16 protein-coding genes are annotated in these 17,547 nt (G+C 56.1%); 7 read left to right on the forward strand and 9 right to left on the reverse strand.

Annotated elements, in window-relative coordinates; all coding sequences use genetic code 11:
* The first annotated feature begins 2 nt into the window (after positions 1-2).
* From adk to ECL_RS06080, 3 genes are all read left to right on the forward strand, one after another.
* Positions 3-647 carry an adenylate kinase gene (gene adk / locus ECL_RS06070; protein WP_006809841.1) on the forward strand — a complete coding sequence of 215 codons (645 nt, stop codon included), beginning with the start codon at positions 3-5 and terminating at the stop codon, positions 645-647.
* A gap of 124 nt (positions 648-771) precedes the next feature.
* Positions 772-1,734, forward strand: a complete 963-nt coding sequence (gene hemH, locus ECL_RS06075; RefSeq protein WP_013095900.1) for a ferrochelatase — start codon at positions 772-774, stop codon at positions 1,732-1,734.
* A gap of 62 nt (positions 1,735-1,796) precedes the next feature.
* Positions 1,797-3,101, forward strand: coding sequence for an inosine/guanosine kinase (locus ECL_RS06080; RefSeq protein WP_013095901.1), 1,305 nt, complete (start codon positions 1,797-1,799; stop codon positions 3,099-3,101).
* 92 nt (positions 3,102-3,193) lie between these two features.
* Here ECL_RS06080 and ybaL read toward each other — a convergent pair whose 3' ends face one another.
* Positions 3,194-4,870, reverse strand: a complete 1,677-nt coding sequence (gene ybaL / locus ECL_RS06085; RefSeq protein ID WP_013095902.1) for a YbaL family putative K(+) efflux transporter — start codon at positions 4,868-4,870, stop codon at positions 3,194-3,196.
* A gap of 228 nt (positions 4,871-5,098) precedes the next feature.
* Complete coding sequence (locus ECL_RS06090; protein ID WP_013095903.1) at positions 5,099-6,319, reverse strand: MFS transporter; 1,221 nt, start codon at positions 6,317-6,319, stop codon at positions 5,099-5,101.
* 163 nt (positions 6,320-6,482) lie between these two features.
* Between ECL_RS06090 and ushA the strand changes: the two genes are divergently transcribed.
* Entirely contained in the window at positions 6,483-8,135 is a 1,653-nt protein-coding gene (ushA, locus tag ECL_RS06095) for a bifunctional UDP-sugar hydrolase/5'-nucleotidase UshA (protein ID WP_013095904.1), read from the forward strand.
* 122 nt (positions 8,136-8,257) lie between these two features.
* Here the strand turns inward: ushA and ybaK are convergent, their stop codons facing one another.
* The 3 genes from ybaK to copA all read right to left on the reverse strand — a co-directional run bounded on the left by ybaK (position 8,258) and on the right by copA (position 12,324).
* Positions 8,258-8,737 carry a Cys-tRNA(Pro)/Cys-tRNA(Cys) deacylase YbaK gene (ybaK, locus tag ECL_RS06100; protein WP_010428207.1) on the reverse strand — a complete coding sequence of 160 codons (480 nt, stop codon included), beginning with the start codon at positions 8,735-8,737 and terminating at the stop codon, positions 8,258-8,260.
* A 199-nt stretch (positions 8,738-8,936) separates the two neighbouring features.
* Positions 8,937-9,731 carry a TraB/GumN family protein gene (locus tag ECL_RS06105; protein WP_013095905.1) on the reverse strand — a complete coding sequence of 265 codons (795 nt, stop codon included), beginning with the start codon at positions 9,729-9,731 and terminating at the stop codon, positions 8,937-8,939.
* A gap of 94 nt (positions 9,732-9,825) precedes the next feature.
* Complete coding sequence (gene copA, locus ECL_RS06110; RefSeq protein WP_040021500.1) at positions 9,826-12,324, reverse strand: copper-exporting P-type ATPase CopA; 2,499 nt, start codon at positions 12,322-12,324, stop codon at positions 9,826-9,828.
* A gap of 108 nt (positions 12,325-12,432) precedes the next feature.
* On the opposite strand from copA, the gene cueR reads away from it, so the two are divergent.
* Complete coding sequence (cueR, locus tag ECL_RS06115) at positions 12,433-12,843, forward strand: Cu(I)-responsive transcriptional regulator (protein WP_013095907.1); 411 nt, start codon at positions 12,433-12,435, stop codon at positions 12,841-12,843.
* Here the strand turns inward: cueR and ECL_RS06120 are convergent.
* Both ECL_RS06120 and ECL_RS06125 read right to left on the reverse strand, forming a co-directional pair.
* The gene (locus tag ECL_RS06120; RefSeq protein WP_013095908.1) at positions 12,840-13,292 is read right to left on the reverse strand and encodes an NfeD family protein; all 453 of its coding nucleotides are present in this window, start codon (positions 13,290-13,292) and stop codon (positions 12,840-12,842) included. The two genes, cueR and ECL_RS06120, sit on opposite strands and share 4 nt — an antisense overlap.
* A complete protein-coding gene (locus tag ECL_RS06125) occupies positions 13,289-14,203 on the reverse strand; it encodes an SPFH domain-containing protein (protein ID WP_008499312.1) in 915 nt (304 codons plus the stop codon). The genes ECL_RS06120 and ECL_RS06125 overlap by 4 nt, the downstream gene beginning before the upstream one ends.
* Positions 14,204-14,365: 162 nt before the next feature.
* On the opposite strand from ECL_RS06125, the gene fetA reads away from it, so the two are divergent.
* Positions 14,366-15,037: an iron efflux ABC transporter ATP-binding subunit FetA gene (fetA, locus tag ECL_RS06130; protein ID WP_013095909.1), complete on the forward strand. Its 672-nt coding sequence runs from the start codon at positions 14,366-14,368 to the stop codon at positions 15,035-15,037.
* Positions 15,030-15,812, forward strand: coding sequence for an iron efflux ABC transporter permease subunit FetB (gene fetB / locus ECL_RS06135; RefSeq protein ID WP_013095910.1), 783 nt, complete (start codon positions 15,030-15,032; stop codon positions 15,810-15,812). The genes fetA and fetB overlap by 8 nt, the downstream gene beginning before the upstream one ends.
* 48 nt (positions 15,813-15,860) lie before the next feature.
* On the opposite strand, the gene ECL_RS06140 is transcribed toward fetB, so the two are convergent.
* On the reverse strand, positions 15,861-16,715 hold the full coding sequence (locus ECL_RS06140) for a co-chaperone YbbN (protein WP_013095911.1): 855 nt from the start codon (positions 16,713-16,715) through the stop codon (positions 15,861-15,863).
* A 58-nt stretch (positions 16,716-16,773) separates the two neighbouring features.
* Complete coding sequence (locus tag ECL_RS06145) at positions 16,774-17,544, reverse strand: SDR family oxidoreductase (RefSeq protein ID WP_013095912.1); 771 nt, start codon at positions 17,542-17,544, stop codon at positions 16,774-16,776.
* Positions 17,545-17,547 lie beyond the last annotated feature (3 nt).

Raw genomic sequence — 17,547 nt, forward strand, 5'->3', positions numbered from 1 at the left:
CAATGCGTATTATTCTGCTTGGCGCTCCGGGCGCGGGTAAAGGAACTCAGGCTCAGTTCATCATGGAGAAATACGGTATTCCGCAAATCTCCACCGGTGATATGCTGCGCGCTGCTGTTAAATCTGGCTCTGAGCTGGGTAAACAAGCGAAAGACATCATGGACGCTGGCAAACTGGTGACCGACGAGCTGGTTATCGCTCTGGTCAAAGAGCGCATTGCTCAGGAAGACTGCCGTAACGGTTTCCTGCTGGACGGCTTCCCACGCACCATTCCTCAGGCTGACGCCATGAAAGAAGCGGGCATCAACGTAGACTACGTGCTGGAGTTCGACGTACCAGACGAGCTGATCGTTGATCGTATCGTTGGTCGCCGTGTGCACGCTGCTTCTGGCCGCGTTTACCACATTAAATTCAACCCACCTAAGGTTGAAGGTAAAGACGACGTAACCGGCGAAGAGCTGACCACCCGTAAAGACGATCAGGAAGAGACCGTGCGTAAGCGCCTGGTGGAATACCATCAGATGACTGCGCCGCTGATCGGCTACTACACCAAAGAAGCGCAGGCGGGTAACACCAAATACGCGAAAGTTGACGGCACCAAAGCCGTGGCTGACGTTCGTGCAGAGCTGGAAAAAATCCTCGGCTAATCGCACTGCTCTCACCCGGGTCCCCGGGTGAGAATATTTCTCATCTTACCTATTACAGCAATGGGTTCCGTTTAAACGCATTTCCGCTACAATTGACAACCATTCAAATGGTTAAGAGGCGTGAATGAGTCAGGCGAAAACCGGCATCCTGCTTGCCAATCTGGGCACCCCAGAAGCACCTACGCCAGAAGCGGTAAAACGCTATCTGCGACAATTTTTAAGCGACACGCGCGTTGTGGATACCCCAAGACTGCTGTGGTGGCCATTACTGCGTGGCGTGATTCTGCCCATTCGTTCACCGCGCGTCGCCAAACTCTATCAGTCTGTCTGGATGGAAGAGGGCTCGCCGCTGATGGTCTACAGCCGTCGTCAGGAGAAAGCGCTGGCTGCCCGCCTGCCGGATATGCCTGTCGCGCTCGGCATGAGCTATGGCAAACCGTCTCTGGAAAGTGCGGTCGACGCGCTGCTCGCGCAGGGGGTTGAGCACATTGTGGTGCTGGCACTCTACCCGCAGTACTCCTGCTCGACGGTTGCTGCGGTGTGGGACGAACTGGCCCGCATTCTGGCGACCCGCCGCCGCATTCCGGGCGTGACCTTTATACGCGACTACGCCGATAACGAACTCTATATCAAAGCGCTTGCCAGCAGTGCCCGCGCGTCGTTTGAAAAACACGGCGAGCCGGATCTGCTGCTGCTGTCCTATCACGGCATTCCGCAGCGTTTCGCTAACGAAGGGGATGATTATCCGCAGCGCTGTCGCGATACCACGCGTGAGCTGGTGTCCGCGCTCGGCCTGCCGCCGGAGAAGGTGATGATGACTTTCCAGTCGCGCTTTGGTCGCGAGCCGTGGTTGACACCGTATACGGACGAAACCCTCAAAATGCTCGGCGAGAAAGGCGTGAAGCATATTCAGGTGATGTCGCCGGGCTTTTCGGCCGATTGCCTGGAAACGCTGGAGGAGATCGCGGTGCAAAACCGGGAGTTTTTCCTGGAGGCTGGCGGTGAGAAGTACGAGTACATTCCGGCACTTAACGACGCTCCGGAACATATCGACATGATGGTCTCGCTGGTGACCAACAGCCGCTGATCGCACTCTGGGCCGGGTTTGTGCTACCATTCCCGGCCCATATTCTATGCACAGTTCAGACCATGAAATTTCCCGGTAAACGCAAATCCAAACACTACTTCCCTGTTGATGCCCGCGATCCGCTCCTGCAGCAAATCCAGCCTGAAAATGAAACCAGCGCGGCATGGGTCGTCGGTATCGATCAGACGCTGGTGGACATTGAAGCGAAAGTGGATGATGCGTTTGTCGCCCGTTACGGTCTGAGCGCCGGCCACTCGCTGGTAATCGAAGACGATGTTGCGGAGGCGCTCTATCAGGAGCTGGTGCGTGACAACCTGATCACCCATCAGTTTGCCGGTGGCACCATCGGCAATACCATGCATAACTACTCCGTTCTGGCAGACGACCGCTCAGTGCTGCTCGGCGTGATGTGCAGCAACATCGAAATTGGTGGCTACGCCTACCGTTACCTGTGCAATACCTCCAGCCGTACCGATCTTAACTATCTGCAGGGTGTCGACGGCCCCATTGGCCGCTGCTTTACGCTGATCGGTGAATCCGGCGAGCGTACCTTTGCCATCAGCCCCGGCCACATGAACAAGCTGCGTGCCGAGAGCATTCCCGAAGAGGTGATTGCGGGCGCGTCGGCGCTGGTGCTCACCTCCTACCTGGTGCGCTGCAAGCCGGGCGAGCCGATGCCGAAAGCCACCATGAAGGCGATTGAGTATGCGAAAAAGTACGATGTGCCGGTGGTCCTGACGCTGGGAACGAAATTTGTGATTGCCGACAACCCGGAGTGGTGGCAGGCCTTCCTGAAAGAGCATGTCTCGATTCTGGCGATGAACGAAGAAGAAGCTGAGGCCCTCACCGGCGAGAGCGATCCGCTGCTGGCCTCCGATAAAGCGCTGGACTGGGTGGATCTGGTGCTCTGCACCGCCGGACCGGTAGGGCTGTATATGGCAGGCTTCACGGAAGAAGAGAGTAAACGCAAAACCCAGCATCCGCTGCTGCCTGGCGCCATCGCCGAGTTCAACCAGTATGAGTTCAGCCGTGGCATGCGTTATAAAGACTGTGTTAATCCGCTGCGGATCTACTCGCACATCGCCCCGTACATGGGCGGCCCGGAGAAGATCATGAACACCAACGGTGCGGGCGACGGTGCGCTGGCGGCGCTGCTGCATGACATCACCGCCAATGCCTACCACAAAACCAACGTGCCGAATTCCAGCAAACATAAGTTCAGCTGGCTCACCTATTCGTCGCTGGCGCAGGTGTGTAAATACGCGAACCGCGTCAGTTATCAGGTGCTGAACCAGCACTCCCCGCGCTTAACACGTGGCCTGCCGGAAAGGGAAGACAGCCTCGAAGAGGCGTACTGGGACAGGTAAAAGCAAAACGGCAACGCATGTTGCCGTTTTTAGTGTTTATTCCCTCTCCCGGTGGGAGAGGGTCAGGGTGAGGGCATCAGGCCGCACGAAACTTACCTCGTCACAGCCTCTTCAACCGGCGGCTTCGCCAGCAGCGCCAGCATCGTATTCGCAATTTCGCGCTCACCCATCACCACCTGATTCGCACCCCGTTCGGTGATGTAATCCACCTCGTCGTCGTAATGGGCGCGGGCAATGATCTCAATCGTTGGGCATTTCTCACGTGCAGTGGCCACAATCTCACCCGCTTCGTAGCCGTTTGGAATGGTCAGCAGCAGCCAGCGGGCGCAGTCCAGATGCGCCAGGTTCATAATTTCTTCGTTCGCCGCATTGCCCAGCACTGCGCGAATACCGCGCTCGCGCAGCTCATCGACGCGGGTGCGCGAGGTTTCAATCACCACCAGCGGGATCCCCTGCGCCATCAGCTTCTCGCCGAGCAGGCTTCCCACGCGGCCAAAGCCGACCAGCAGGGCGTGGTTGCAAATATCCACCGGGATCTGCTTCTCTTCTTCAATGGCCTCTTCGAGCGTCTGCTCTTCAAGGGTTTCGGTTTTATCGAGATATTTTTCCAGCAGCGCGAACAGCACCGGGTTCAGCATAATCGAGAGGATCGCTCCCGCCAGCACCAGGTTCTGCCCGGCCTGCGGCAACAGGTTGAGCGCCATCCCCAGACCCGCCAGAATAAAGGCGAACTCACCAATCTGTGCCAGGCTGGCGGCGATGGTAAGAGCGGTACGCGGCGAGTGGCCGAACATTCGCACCAGGAAAAAGGCGGCGACCGACTTACCAAAGATGATAATCGCCAGCGTCCCCAGTACGGCCAGCGGCTGCTGAACCAGAATCATCGGATCAAACAGCATCCCGACGGAGACAAAGAACAGCACCGCGAAGGCATCACGCAGGGGGAGGGTGTCGTGCGCCGCTCGGTGGCTCAGTTCGGATTCGTTCAGCACCATCCCGGCGAAGAACGCGCCAAGGGCAAAGGAGACGTCAAAGAGCTCCACCGCACCAAAGGCAATCCCCAGCGCCAGCGCAAGGACGGAAAGGGTGAACAGTTCACGCGAGCCGGTGGCCGCGCTGCGCGACATGATCCACGGCACCAGACGGCGGCCTACCAGCATCATGATGGCGATAAACGCCACCACTTTTCCGATTGTGATGCTCATATCCAGCGCCAGCGAGGCAAAGCCGTGGGTGTCTTTTTCCATCATTCCGGCGACGGCAGGCAGCAGGACCAGCGTCAGCACCATCACCAGATCTTCAACAATCAGCCAGCCGATTGCGATTTGTCCGCGCTGGCTGTCTATCAGCTGCCTCTCTTCAAGCGCGCGCAGCAGCACCACGGTACTGGCGGTTGAGAGACACAGCCCAAATACGATGCCGGTCATTAACGACCAGCCCAGTACGGCCGAAAGCGCCATGCCCAGCAGCGTCGCCACCCCTATCTGGGCGATCGCTCCCGGTATGGCGATCGACTTTACCGCCATCAGGTCCTTCAGGGAAAAATGCAGCCCCACGCCAAACATCAGCAGAATCACGCCCAGTTCCGCCAGTTCAGGTGCCAGTTTGGTATCCGCAACGAAGCCAGGCGTAAACGGTCCCGCCAGTACCCCGGCTAACAGATAGCCCACAAGAGGGGAAATACGCAGTTTATTGGCAATCATGCCGAGAATAAAAGCGAGCACAAGTCCACCAACAATGGTGGTGATAAGCGGTGTGGCGTGGTGCATTCCGTCTCCTTTCGTTGTGGGTGTTCCATTTTGGTGAAAACCAAAAACCGAGTAATAGTTTATGACAATTTTTACCCTTGTGTTTATGAATAATTGTTGAAGTTTGAATAAAACGGCAATATGCCTCAGAAAAGGCAGGTTTTGATAAATTCAGAGAAGGGATGAACAGGAAAGCCTTATGCCATGAGGGCATCAGGCTGCCAAAGTTACACTTTGGCAGCCATGAAATTACGCTTTATGACGATTATCAGGCAGGAATATGGTCAACATCCCCAGAAGTGGCAGGAAAGCGCAGATTTTATAAACCAGGAAGATACTGGTGTGGTCGGCAACCATGCCTAACACGGCTGCACCAAGGCCGCCCATGCCGAAGGCGAAACCAAAGAAGAGCCCGGAAACCATACCAATACGCCCCGGTAACAACTCCTGCGCATACACCAGGATAGCCGAGAACGCCGAAGCCAGAATAAAACCAATAATCACCGTTAAAATGCCCGTCCATTCAAGGCTGGCGTAAGGCAAAATAAGGGTAAAGGGAGCAACGCCAAGGATAGAGCCCCAAATAACATATTTACGGCCAATTTTATCCCCGACTGGCCCGCCAATCACCGTCCCTGCTGCGACGGCAAACAGGAAAGCAAACAGGTGGAACTGCGCGTTTTGTACCGATAATCCGAATTTTTGCATCAGGTAAAAGGTGTAATAGCTGCTGATGCTCGCCATATAGAAATATTTCGAGAAAATCAGCACCAGCAGCACGGACACGGCCAGGATAACCTTATTGCGTGGAAGGGGATTGATAACCTTCACTTTTGGTTTGCCTTTGTTTACGCGGTGCTGTGCGGCATACCAGCGACTGATCTGGGCGAGCACAACGATCGCCAGCAGGGCGGCCAGCACAAACCAGGCGACGTTACCCTTGCCGTAGGGGGCGATGATCACTGCCGCCAGCAGCGGGCCGAGGGAACTGCCAAAATTACCGCCCACCTGGAAGAGTGATTGCGCCAACCCGTGGCGCCCGCCGGAGGCCATACGTGCCACGCGGGAGGACTCCGGATGGAAGACCGACGAGCCGGTCCCCACCAGCGCGGCGGCAAGCAGCACCGCTTCAAAACTGCCCGCCATAGCCAGCAGCACCAACCCGCTCAGGGTGAAGCACATGCCAATCGGCAGCGACCACGGCATCGGATATTTATCCGTCCAGTAACCGACGATAGGTTGCAGTAGCGAAGAGGCCAGCTGGAAGGTCAGGGTGATCATCCCGATCTGCACGAAGGTTAATGAAAACTCGGATTGCAGCAGCGGGTAAATCGCCAGGATCAGCGACTGGATCATGTCGTTGAGCAGATGGGAGAGGCTAATAGCGCCTAAGACTTTAAATGAGGTGCGCGAGGGTGGCGGCGACGCCGGCGCGCCCGAAACGGGCTGGGTTGATTCACTGATTGCCATAAATACCACGTCGTTAGTGATGAAAAATGCAGGGGGTAATTATTATCCAACTAACATACCTGCCAGCGACATTTGAAGAAAGTCGCAATTATGAAAACTTATTTGTCTATTCTTGTTACTCACTGTAATTTTTGCGTTTGTCTATTGGTCAGGGAGAGAGAAGATGAAGTTAATGAAGCATGGCGTCGCGTTGGCGCTGCTCGCCGCCTGGGGTCTGGCAAGCCTGCCCGCACAGGCGTATGAAAAAGACAAAACGTATAAAATTACGATCCTGCATACCAACGATCACCACGGCCATTTCTGGCGCAGCGAGTACGGCGAATATGGTCTCTCCGCGCAAAAAACGCTGGTGGATGGCATTCGTAAAGAGGTTGCCGCCGAAGGGGGCAGCGTGCTGCTGTTATCGGGGGGCGATATCAATACCGGCGTGCCGGAGTCCGATTTACAGGATGCTGAGCCTGATTTTCGTGGCATGAATTTAATCGGTTACGATGCAATGGCCGTCGGAAACCATGAGTTTGATAACCCACTGAGCGTGCTGCGCCAGCAGGAAAAATGGTCCAAATTCCCGTTCCTCTCCGCCAATATCTATCAGAAAAGTACCGGTGAACGCCTGTTTAAACCGTGGGCGCTGTTTAAGCGTCAGGATCTGAAAATCGCGGTGATTGGCCTCACCACGGACGATACGGCAAAAATTGGCAACCCGGAGTTCTTTACCGATATCGAATTCCGTAAACCGGCAGACGAAGCGAAGCTGGTGATTCAGGAGTTGCAGCAAAATGAAAAACCGGACGTGATCATCGCCACCACCCATATGGGACATTACGACAACGGCGAGCATGGTTCTAACGCACCGGGCGACGTTGAAATGGCGCGCAGCCTCCCTGCGGGCTCGCTGGCAATGATTGTGGGTGGTCACTCACAAGATCCGGTGTGCATGGCCTCGGAGAATAAAAAGCAGGTGGATTATGTTCCGGGCACGCCGTGTGCACCAGACCGTCAGAACGGGATCTGGATTGTGCAGGCACACGAGTGGGGTAAATACGTTGGCCGTGCCGACTTTGAGTTCCGTAACGGCGAGATGAAACTGGTGCATTATCAGCTCATCCCGGTCAACCTGAAGAAAAAAGTGACCTATCCGGACGGGAAAAGTGAGCGCGTACTCTACACCCCGGAGATCCCCGAGAACCCACAGATGCTCTCCCTGTTAACCCCGTTCCAGAATAAAGGCAAAGCGCAGCTGGACGTGAAAATCGGTACGCTGAACGGGCGTCTGGAAGGGGACCGCAGCAAAGTCCGTTTCGTACAGACCAATATGGGTCACCTGGTGCTGGCGGCACAAATCGCGCGCACCGGCGCTGATTTTGGTGTGATGAGCGGCGGCGGGATCCGTGATTCCATCGAAGGCGGGAATATCACCTATAAAGATGTGCTGAAGGTGCAGCCGTTTGGCAACGTGGTGGTTTATGCCGATATGAGCGGGAAAGAGGTGATTGAGTACCTTACCGCCGTGGCGCAGATGAAGCCGGACTCTGGCGCCTATCCGCAGTTCGCTAACGTCAGCTTTGTGGCCAAAGACGGCAAGCTCAACGATCTCAAAATCAAGGGTGAGCCGGTTGATCCCGCGAAAACCTACCGTCTGGCAACCTTAAGCTTTAACGCCACCGGCGGCGACGGTTATCCGCACATCGATAATAAACCGGGCTATGTGAATACCGGCTTTATTGATGCCGAGGTTCTGAAGCAGTTTATCGAGCAGAATTCACCGATCGACGTGAATGCGTATGAGCCGAAAGGCGAGGTGAGCTGGCAGTAACGTTGTGCGGCCTGATGCCCTCACCCCAACCCTCTCCCACCGGGAGAGGGCGTGAACACAAAAAACGGTAACGTCTGTTACCGTTTTGCTTTTACCTCGCAGCCGCCACCCGGCTTTTTCTTTTAATCCCGGCGCGCAATATCCGCAAACTTCGCATCCAGCATTTTGGCCAGATCGCCTGCGGCCAGTTCGATATCCAGCCCGCGCTTGCCGCCGGAAATATAGATGGTTTCAAATTCCTGAGAAGGGGCGTCAATCAGCGTTGGCAGGCGTTTTTTCTGTCCGAGCGGGCTGATCCCGCCCACCAGATAACCCGTGGTGCGTTGCGCAACCATTGGGTCTGCCATATCTACCTTTTTCGCTCCCAGCGCTTTGGCCACTTTCTTCAGGTCCAGTTGACCAGCCACGGGCGTGACCGCGACGGCGAGATGCTTCATATCTCCATTCACGGCCACCAGCAGCGTTTTATAGACCTGGTCGGCGTTCAGCCCCAGTTTGCGCACCACTTCATCACCAAAATTGGTTTCGTTCGGATCGTGATCGTAAGTGTGGATCCGGAAAGAAATTTTGTTTTTTTCGAGTAATTTAACGGCGGGAGTCATAGCTATCCTTCTTACGACAGACAATTCATGCTGACAGCATACGCCTGACGTTTGTCTAAAAAATAGCACCATCTTGCGCAATAGTATTGGCAGTGATGGTCACTTTGAGCGACAATCGGCTCAACCGAAGGTCTCCTTCGGCATAATAAAAACGATGAAATTCCTCTTTGACGGGCCAATAGAAATATTGGCCATTTTTTTATTTCAGCAGCGACGGCAAGTTTCCTTCTCCGTACAAATGTAATGCCCCCACCGCAACCACGTAATGCCCGGCAGGTAACGCATGCAGCGTCTGCCGCCATGCCGCATTGCGTGCATTCATCAGCACATCATACAGCGATTCACTGAACGTCGACGGCAGCGTTAATTTCCCCTCAGCAGGCGGGGCATCCAGCCACCAGCCAATCATGGTTTGCAGCAGACGGGCGTTGGTATGCCAGTGCGTTAGCGTATCATCAAGAAGAATGAGACCGTCATCAGGCAACTGGCGAAGGAGGGCAATCTGGCTATCGGTACCTTCCAGCTCAATGATCGGCAGACGGCGTGCCCGGGCCGCATTCAGCAGCTGGTAATCAATACCATAATCACCGCGCAGACCCAGACGCTGCGCCTGCGTCGCCTGTAATATCATGGCAATCTGCCAGAGCGGCAGGGTGTCCAGCATCGAGAGCGAAACGCCGGTTTCATCCGCCACGCGCGTCAGTTCGGCGAGCTGAGCCTCGTCCAGACGGTCGGCCAGGGTGAGATCGCTCTCCAGCCCGGCAAAGGGAGACTCGTGGCCTGAAATATCCGCCTCAACCACCAGCGCATCGGCCTGCTTCAGGAGGGATAACAGACCAGAGGGCAGCGGGGACATATCCTGCGTGCCCATATGTATGCTGCCCACCAGGTGCAGATGCTGACCGCCGGGGAGCGAGATATCCATTCCGGGCCAGGTATAACGGCGGGGGAAGAGGGCGCGAAACGATGTTTTTATACGGCGAAACAGACTCATACGCGCTCCATAAACGGAAAGGTTCATGCTAACGCGTGGGGCAGGGCGGCGCAACAGGTGAACGTCGGCACGTTTCGTAGGCCGGGGAAGCGTATTACGCTTTCGGTTTAAAGCGCAGCAGACGGTTGGCGTTGCTCACCACGGTAATGGAGGAGAGCGCCATCGCTGCACCTGCGACCACCGGGTTAAGCAGCGTACCGGTCAGGGGCCACAGAATGCCGGCAGCAATCGGGATACCGAGCGAGTTATAGATAAACGCACCCAGCAGGTTCTGCTTCATGTTGCGCAACGTGGCTTTCGAAATCGCCAGCGCATCGGCAACACCCATCAGGCTGTGTCGCATCAGAGTGATAGCTGCCGTCTCAATGGCAACGTCGCTCCCGCTTCCCATGGCAATCCCCACCTCTGCCTGTGCCAGCGCCGGCGCATCGTTAATACCGTCGCCAACCATCGCGACCTGGCGCCCCTGTTGTTGCAGCGTTTTAATGGCGTCCGCTTTGCCGTCCGGCAGGACACCGGCAATGACTTCATCGATCCCCGCCTCTCTGGCGATGGCGTTGGCCGTGGTTGGGTTATCCCCGGTTAACATCACCAGGCGGTAGCCCGCGCGGTGCAGTCGTTGTAAGGCATCCACACTGTCCTGACGTAACGGATCGCGCACGGCCAGCAGGGCCGCAATATGACCGTCCACCGCAAGCAGGACAGGGGTTGCGCCCTGTGATGCCTGGGCATTCAGTTCACTTTCCAGCGCTGAAGTTGCTATGCCGTTTTCATTCATCAGGGCCTGGTTACCCAGCAGCAGTGTGTGCCCTTCGGCCTCACCGCTGACGCCTAATCCGCGCAGGGTGCGGAAGTTGTTCACCTGCGGCAGGCTGGCCTCACCGGCTTTCTCAATGATGGCTCGCGCCAGCGGGTGGCTGGAGCCTTGTTCCAGGGCCGCGGCGAGACGCAGCGCGTCAGCCTCCGCGAAGCCTGAGGTATGCACGGATACAACCTGCGGTTTACCTTCGGTCAGGGTACCGGTTTTATCAAAGACCAGCGTGTCGAGAGTGCTGGCGCGTTGCAGGGCGTCGGCATCACGCACCAGCACGCCAAACTCGGCGGCGCGTCCCACGCCGGAGATAATCGACATCGGCGTCGCAAGGCCGAGCGCGCAAGGACAGGCGATAATCAGTACCGTGGTGGCGATCACCAGGGTATAGACAATTTGCGGCGCCGGGCCGAAGAAATACCAGATAGCCGCGCTCAGCAGCGCAATGCCCACCACCACCGGCACAAAAATGGCGGAGATTTTATCGGCCAGCTGACCTATTTCAGGCTTACTGCTCTGTGCCTGGCGCACCATGCGGATAATACGGGACAGCGTGGTGTGGCTTCCCACTGCACTGGCGGTGAACAGCACGCTGCCGTCCTGCACCACCGTACCGGCATGCACGCCATCACCCTGTGATTTCTGCTGCGGAATGGGTTCCCCGGTGAGCATCGCTTCGTCAAACCAGGCTTCGCCCTGCGTAATGTCTCCGTCCACGGGAACGCGGTCACCGGTGGTCAGACGCAGCGTCATACCGGGCTGAACCTCGGCCAGAGGAACGCTTTTTTCTCCGTCGTCAGTGACCACGCGGGCGGTCGGGGGGGTTAAATCCAGCAGCCGCTCCAGCGCCTTTGAGGAGCGCTGACGGGCACGGGCTTCCAGCATATGGCCCAGGTTAATCAGGCCGATGATCATCGCGCTCGCTTCATAATAGAGATGGCGGGCTTCCATCGGGAACCACTGTGGCCAGACGTTCACGCTCATGGAGTAGAGCCATGCCGCACCCGTGCCGAGTGCCACCAGCGTATCCATGGTTGCGGTGCGGTTTTTCAGGCTCTTCCAGGCGCTGGAGTAGAAATGTCCGCCTGCAAATACCATTACACCAAGCGTAATGATACCAATGACCAGCCACAGCGTGCGGTTGTCGTCGGTGACCATCATGTTGTCACCGATCATGCCCCACACCATCACCGGGATCCCGACCAGCAGCGCAACAATGGCCTGCCAGCGGAAGCGTTTCATGGTGGCGATGGCCGTTTCCTGCTGACGTTCACGGCGTTTGGCATCATCTTCGATGGCCTCTGCGCCATAGCCCGCTTTTTCAACGGCCTGCACTAATTCTGCGGCGGAGGCACTGCCCATGACCAGCGCAGTACGCTCCGCAAGATTGACCCGTGCCTGCGCGACTCCGGGTACCGCCTGCAAGGCATTTTGCACCCGGGAGACGCAGCTGGCGCAGCTCATGCCGTTGATCAGCAGCTGTTGGCTGTCATCGATATCATCAGCTGCCGGAAGCTCAGGAGTGGCCGCTGTCAGTGCTTCCGACGGGGATGATGACTCTGCCAGCGGTTTAGCCTTTGGGTGGCTCAGCTCCGCCCCATAACCTGCCTGTTTGATGGTATCAATCAGCGCTTGCGCACTGGCGCTGCCGGTGACGGCGGCGTGATCGATAGTGACGTCAGCGCTTTCGACATCAGGACGCTGTTCCAGACTTTCTTTTACGCGTTTGACACAGTGGCCGCAGGAGAGGCCGTCCAGTGTCAGGTCAATTGTGTGAGACATAACAAAACTCCCGTATAATGAACTGGTCAGTTGTTGACCGGAGTAACGCTTTTCGCTAACTGTTATGAAGGTTAAACCTTCCATCAAGGGGAAGGTCAAGGGGGAAATGTGAATATCAGCGATGTTGCGAAAAAAACCGGATTGACCAGCAAAGCAATCCGCTTTTATGAAGAGAAGGGGCTGGTGACGCCGCCGCTGCGCAGCGAAAACGGCTACCGTAGCTACACGCAACTGCATCTGGACGAGCTGACCTTACTGCGTCAGGCGCGTCAGGTGGGTTTTAACCTTGAAGAGTGCGGTGAGCTGGTGAATCTGTTCAACGATCCAAAACGCCACAGCGCAGATGTAAAAAAACGGACGCTGGAAAAAGTGGCGGAGATTGAACGGCACATTACGGAACTGGAAGCGATGCGCAAGCAGCTGCTGGCGCTGGCGGAATCCTGTCCGGGAGATGACAGCGCTGACTGCCCGATTATCGATAATCTTGCCGGCTGCTGTCATCGTAAGGCGCAGGCTTAGCAGGCTTTCACCCGAAGCGTAATCCCTTCCACCGCGATGACCTCAACCCGCGTCCCGGCGCTGAGGTCATCGTCGGCCACCACCGGCCAGGAGCTATCGCCCACGCGCATATGTCCGCGGCCGTTCACCAGCGCGGTCTCAAGCGTAAAGCGCTGGCCGACGATCTGCTGTCCACGCTGATTGAGATGGGTATCCAGCGGTTCTTGCTCGTTAACCTGACGGTTCAGCCAGCGCCACCACAGCCAGGCGGCCACCAGCGTCAGCACGGCAAACAGCGCGCCCTGCCACGCCCAGTCCAGGGGGAGCAGCCAGACCAGCAGCCCGGTAATCACCGCGGCCACACCGCTCCAGAGCAGATAACCGTTGCCACCAAGCATCTCTGCGGCCAGCAGTAAGCCACCCAGGCTTAGCCAGAAAGCATGAGGATGTGCGACGATCAGCTCAATCATTTTTTGCGCTCATTTCCGCTGTCTTTGATAAGTTCAGCAATCCCGGCGATGGAGCCCATCAGACTGCTGGCATCCAGCGGCATCATCACCACTTTGCTGTTATTTGCCGAGCCGATCTCTTTCAGCGCATCGGTATATTTTTGCGCGACAAAGTAGTTCACGGCCTGGATGTCACCGGCGGCAATGGCCTCGGATACCATCTGGGTTGCGCGGGCTTCCGCTTCGGCAGAACGTTCACGCGCCTCTGCCTGCAAGAAAGCAGACTGGCGATCCCCTTCCGCTTTCAGAATTTGCGACTGTTTTTCCCCTTCTGCTTTCAGGATCTCCGCCTGACGCACCCCTTCGGCTTCCAGAATATAGGCGCGCTTGGTTCGTTCTGCCTTCATCTGGGCGTTCATCGAAGCGATAAGCTCCGCAGGTGGGCGAACGTCCCGGATTTCAATGCGGGTGACTTTAATGCCCCACGGGTTTGTCGCTTCATCAACAATGTGCAGCAGACGGGTGTTGATGCTGTCACGCTGAGAGAGCATTTCGTCCAGCTCCATAGAGCCGAGTACCGTACGGATGTTGGTCATCGTCAGATTAACAATCGCTAGCTCCAGGTTGCTCACCTCATAGGCGGCTTTGGGCGCATCAATTACCTGAATAAAACAGACGGCATCGATGGTGACGTTGGCGTTATCCTTCGAAATAACTTCCTGCGAGGGGATATCCAACACTTGTTCCATCATATTGATCTTGCGACCAATTCTGTCCATGAAGGGAACAATCAGGCTCAAGCCTGGCTGGAGTGTATTGGTGTAGCGGCCGAAGCGTTCAACGGTCCACTGATATCCCTGCGGGACAATTTTGACCCCGGCGCCCACAATAACCAGCGCAACGAATATAAGGACAGGAACAACGATAAGCATAAAAACCTCCTGTTTTGCATGCTGTTGATGAGTAAAAATGCATGTTTATTGTTCATAAGTATATCGGCTATCGGGCTGAAATTCGCCTCTGAAAATAGGCTGGGAAGGGACAAAGGATTATGCTACAGACGATTTTTACCAGAAGCGGTTAACGGAAGCGGAATGAACGATCAAAAAAACATATTACATCTCAGGGATGTCGGATTTCGTGTTGGGGGAAATACGATCCTTCAGCACGTCGAATTTTGCCTTTCACCGGGCGAGTTTAAATTAATCACCGGGCCGTCAGGCTGCGGCAAAAGCACGTTATTGAAAATTGTGGCTTCACTGCTAAGTCCTACGGAGGGAACCGTTCTGTTTGAGGGCCACGATATTGCGACCCTCTCCCCGGAACGCTATCGCCAGCAGGTCTCTTATTGTGTACAGACCCCTTCACTGTTCGGCGAAACGGTCTATGACAACCTGATCTTCCCGTGGCAGATTCGCCAGCAAACGCCGGAGCCGAATAAATTTATCGCTGACCTGGCCCGCTTTGGCCTGGCACAAGAGACATTGACCAAATCCATTAATGAGCTCTCCGGGGGCGAAAAGCAGCGCGTTTCGCTGATTCGTAACCTGCAGTTTTTACCTAAGGTGCTGCTGCTGGACGAGATCACCAGCGCGCTGGATGAGGCCAACAAGCGCAACGTGAACGACATCATCCATCGCTACGCCAGTGAACAAAATATTGCCGTGCTGTGGGTGACGCACGACGCAAATGAAATTGCCCATGCGGATGATGTCATCACGCTGCAGCCGCAGGGTGGGAAATGGCAGGAGGCAAACCATGGGTGAGCATAATATCACCAACGCATCGCTGGCGTTTTCGATGGTGCTGGTACTGGTGGCGATTTTTGTGAGCTACCGGGAAAAGCTGGGGCTGGAGAAAGATATTCTCTGGAGCATCTGCCGCGCGGTGATTCAGCTCATCATCGTTGGCTATGTGCTGAAGTACATCTTTAACGTCAACCACGCGGTGCTTACGCTGCTGATGGTGCTGTTTATCTGCTTCAACGCAGCGTGGAATGCTCAGAAGCGCAGCAAATATATCGATAAGGCGTTTGTCTCGTCATTTATTGCCATTACGACCGGGACCGCGCTGACGCTGGCGGTGCTGGTGCTATCTGGCTCTATTGAGTTTACGCCGATGCAGGTGATCCCCATCTCCGGGATGATCGCCGGGAACGCCATGGTGGCGGTAGGGCTGTGCTACAACAACCTTGGCCAGCGCTTCAGCAGTGAGCAACAGAAGCTGCAGGAGAAGTTAAGCCTGGGGGCCACGCCTAAAGTGGCGTCGGCGCGGCTGATTCGTGAGAGTATCCGCGCGTCGCTGATCCCCACGGTGGATTCGGCGAAAACGGTCGGACTGGTGAGTCTGCCGGGGATGATGTCAGGGCTGATCTTCGCTGGCATTGATCCGGTAAAAGCGATCAAATATCAGATCATGGTGACCTTTATGCTGCTCTCCACGGCGAGCCTGTCGACCATCATTGCCTGTTATCTGACGTATAGGAAGTTCTACAACGAGCGCCACCAGCTGGTGGTCACACAGCTAAAAAAAGCGGATTAAGCCTGTTTGTGTAGGCCCGGTAAGCGTGAGCGCCACCGGGCATTTTTTTTAGTAGAGCAGCGCGTACAGCTGACGACGGTACTTCGACGCCAGCGCATCGCCGGTACCCAGTGCGGCCAGGATCTCCTGGAACATTTTCCGCGCCTGACCGTCTGCGGCAGCCAGATCGTTTTGCAGGTGGCTGAACAGCAGTTCCAGGGCCTCTTCATTTCGACCCACCTGATGCAGCTGGAGTGCCAGCTGGCTTGCCAGCGCTGCGTCGGCCGGGTTATCGGCAACCTGCTGCTGGAGTTGCTGGATTTCCGGGGTATCCGCCGCCTGTTTCAGCAGATCAATTTGCGCCACCAGGCCCTGATAGCGGGTGTCCTGATCCTGCAACGGGATCGTTTTTAGCACGGCTTCAGCATCTTCTGAGCGGTGCAGGGCAATCTGTGTTTCAGCCAGCAGCAGGCCAATCTGGCTGTTCTGCTTAGAGAGCTGCCAGGCGTCTTTCAACAGCGGCAGGGCTTCGTCGTATTTACCTTCCTGCATCAGCGCCATGGCTTCCTGCGCTTTTAGCTCCTCCTCACGCGGCAGCACTTTATCCAGCAGGGCGCGGATCGCCTCTTCAGGCTGCGGTCCCTGGAAGCCATCAACAGGCTGTCCATTCTGGAAAAGATAGACCGTGGGGATGGCGCGCAGGCCAAACTGAGAGGCCACCATGGGTTCTGCATCACAGTCCAGTTTGGCGAGAATGAACTGGCCATTATATTGCGCGGCAAGGCTTTCGAGGACCGGCGTCAGTTGCAGACAGTGTTGGCTGCGTTCAGACCAGAAGTAGAACAGTACCGGTTTAACCATCGACTGTTCGAGGACCTGTTGCAGGTTTGCTTCAGTAATATTGACGATATTCTGTACGGACATGCGGCATTCTCTTTTATCGGTTTGTTATTTACATGGGGGTGAGCGTCGTCGCTTCAACTCAACCGTGTAAAATTTTGTCCATCATCCGGCCCGGCAGCAGACGTTTTAACCAGCCTACGGCATGGGTGACCAGCGTTACCGGATAGCGCATTTTTGGGTTATCGCTCTCAAAAGCATGGCGCACTTTCGCGACAACCGCTTCCGGCCCAAGGGTAAAACGTGCGGCGATGCCGGGGTTTTCGACCGGTTTGTCCGCCTGCGTCTGGTTGACGTTATCCGTAAAACGGGTGCGGATGGGGCCGGGTTCAATCAGGCTCACCTTAATCCCGCTGTGACGCAACTCCATGCGCAGGGCGTCCGACCATGCTTCCAGCGCATATTTGCTGGCGGCATACGCGCCGCGGCCGGGGGTAGAAATCAGCCCCATGACCGAGGAGGTCATCACGATACGCCCTTCACCGTGAGGCAGCATCGCCGGAAGCAGGCGCATGGTGAGCTGATGCACACCGAAAAAGTTGCTGGAAAACTGTTGTTCAAGCTGTTCGCGGGAGATCGTATTCAGCGGGCCATAGAGACCGTAACCGGCATTATTGAACAGACCGTATAGACGGTTGCCGGTAAGGGCGATCACCTCATCGGCGGCGCGTTCAACGCTTTCCGGTGAGTCCAGATCCAGCAACACGCTGGTGAACCCCATCCCGTTGAGGCGTTCCACATCGTCAGGTTTACGGCAGGCCGCCAGCACCTGAAATCCCTGACGCTTTAATTCGAGCGCGCTTTCAAGACCAATTCCGCTGGAACATCCTGTAATTAAGACCGATTTTTGCATAAC

Source organism: Enterobacter cloacae subsp. cloacae ATCC 13047 (genome assembly GCF_000025565.1).
GTDB lineage: Bacteria > Pseudomonadota > Gammaproteobacteria > Enterobacterales > Enterobacteriaceae > Enterobacter > Enterobacter cloacae.

Bases quoted from the DNA above. Each gene is read 5' to 3' on its own strand.
- ECL_RS06125 (WP_008499312.1), bottom strand. From the start codon at position 14,203: ATGCTTATCGTTGTTCCTGTCCTTATATTCGTTGCGCTGGTTATTGTG.
- ECL_RS06140 (WP_013095911.1), bottom strand. From the start codon at position 16,715: ATGTCCGTACAGAATATCGTCAATATTACTGAAGCAAACCTGCAACAG.
- fetA (WP_013095909.1), top strand. From the start codon at position 14,366: ATGAACGATCAAAAAAACATATTACATCTCAGGGATGTCGGATTTCGT.
- ybaL (WP_013095902.1), bottom strand. From the start codon at position 4,870: ATGCACCACGCCACACCGCTTATCACCACCATTGTTGGTGGACTTGTG.
- ECL_RS06145 (WP_013095912.1), bottom strand. From the start codon at position 17,544: ATGCAAAAATCGGTCTTAATTACAGGATGTTCCAGCGGAATTGGTCTT.
- ECL_RS06090 (WP_013095903.1), bottom strand. From the start codon at position 6,319: ATGGCAATCAGTGAATCAACCCAGCCCGTTTCGGGCGCGCCGGCGTCG.
- adk (WP_006809841.1), top strand. From the start codon at position 3: ATGCGTATTATTCTGCTTGGCGCTCCGGGCGCGGGTAAAGGAACTCAG.
- ushA (WP_013095904.1), top strand. From the start codon at position 6,483: ATGAAGTTAATGAAGCATGGCGTCGCGTTGGCGCTGCTCGCCGCCTGG.
- ECL_RS06105 (WP_013095905.1), bottom strand. From the start codon at position 9,731: ATGAGTCTGTTTCGCCGTATAAAAACATCGTTTCGCGCCCTCTTCCCC.
- ybaK (WP_010428207.1), bottom strand. From the start codon at position 8,737: ATGACTCCCGCCGTTAAATTACTCGAAAAAAACAAAATTTCTTTCCGG.
- ECL_RS06120 (WP_013095908.1), bottom strand. From the start codon at position 13,292: ATGATTGAGCTGATCGTCGCACATCCTCATGCTTTCTGGCTAAGCCTG.
- ECL_RS06080 (WP_013095901.1), top strand. From the start codon at position 1,797: ATGAAATTTCCCGGTAAACGCAAATCCAAACACTACTTCCCTGTTGAT.
- hemH (WP_013095900.1), top strand. From the start codon at position 772: ATGAGTCAGGCGAAAACCGGCATCCTGCTTGCCAATCTGGGCACCCCA.
- fetB (WP_013095910.1), top strand. From the start codon at position 15,030: ATGGGTGAGCATAATATCACCAACGCATCGCTGGCGTTTTCGATGGTG.
- copA (WP_040021500.1), bottom strand. From the start codon at position 12,324: ATGTCTCACACAATTGACCTGACACTGGACGGCCTCTCCTGCGGCCAC.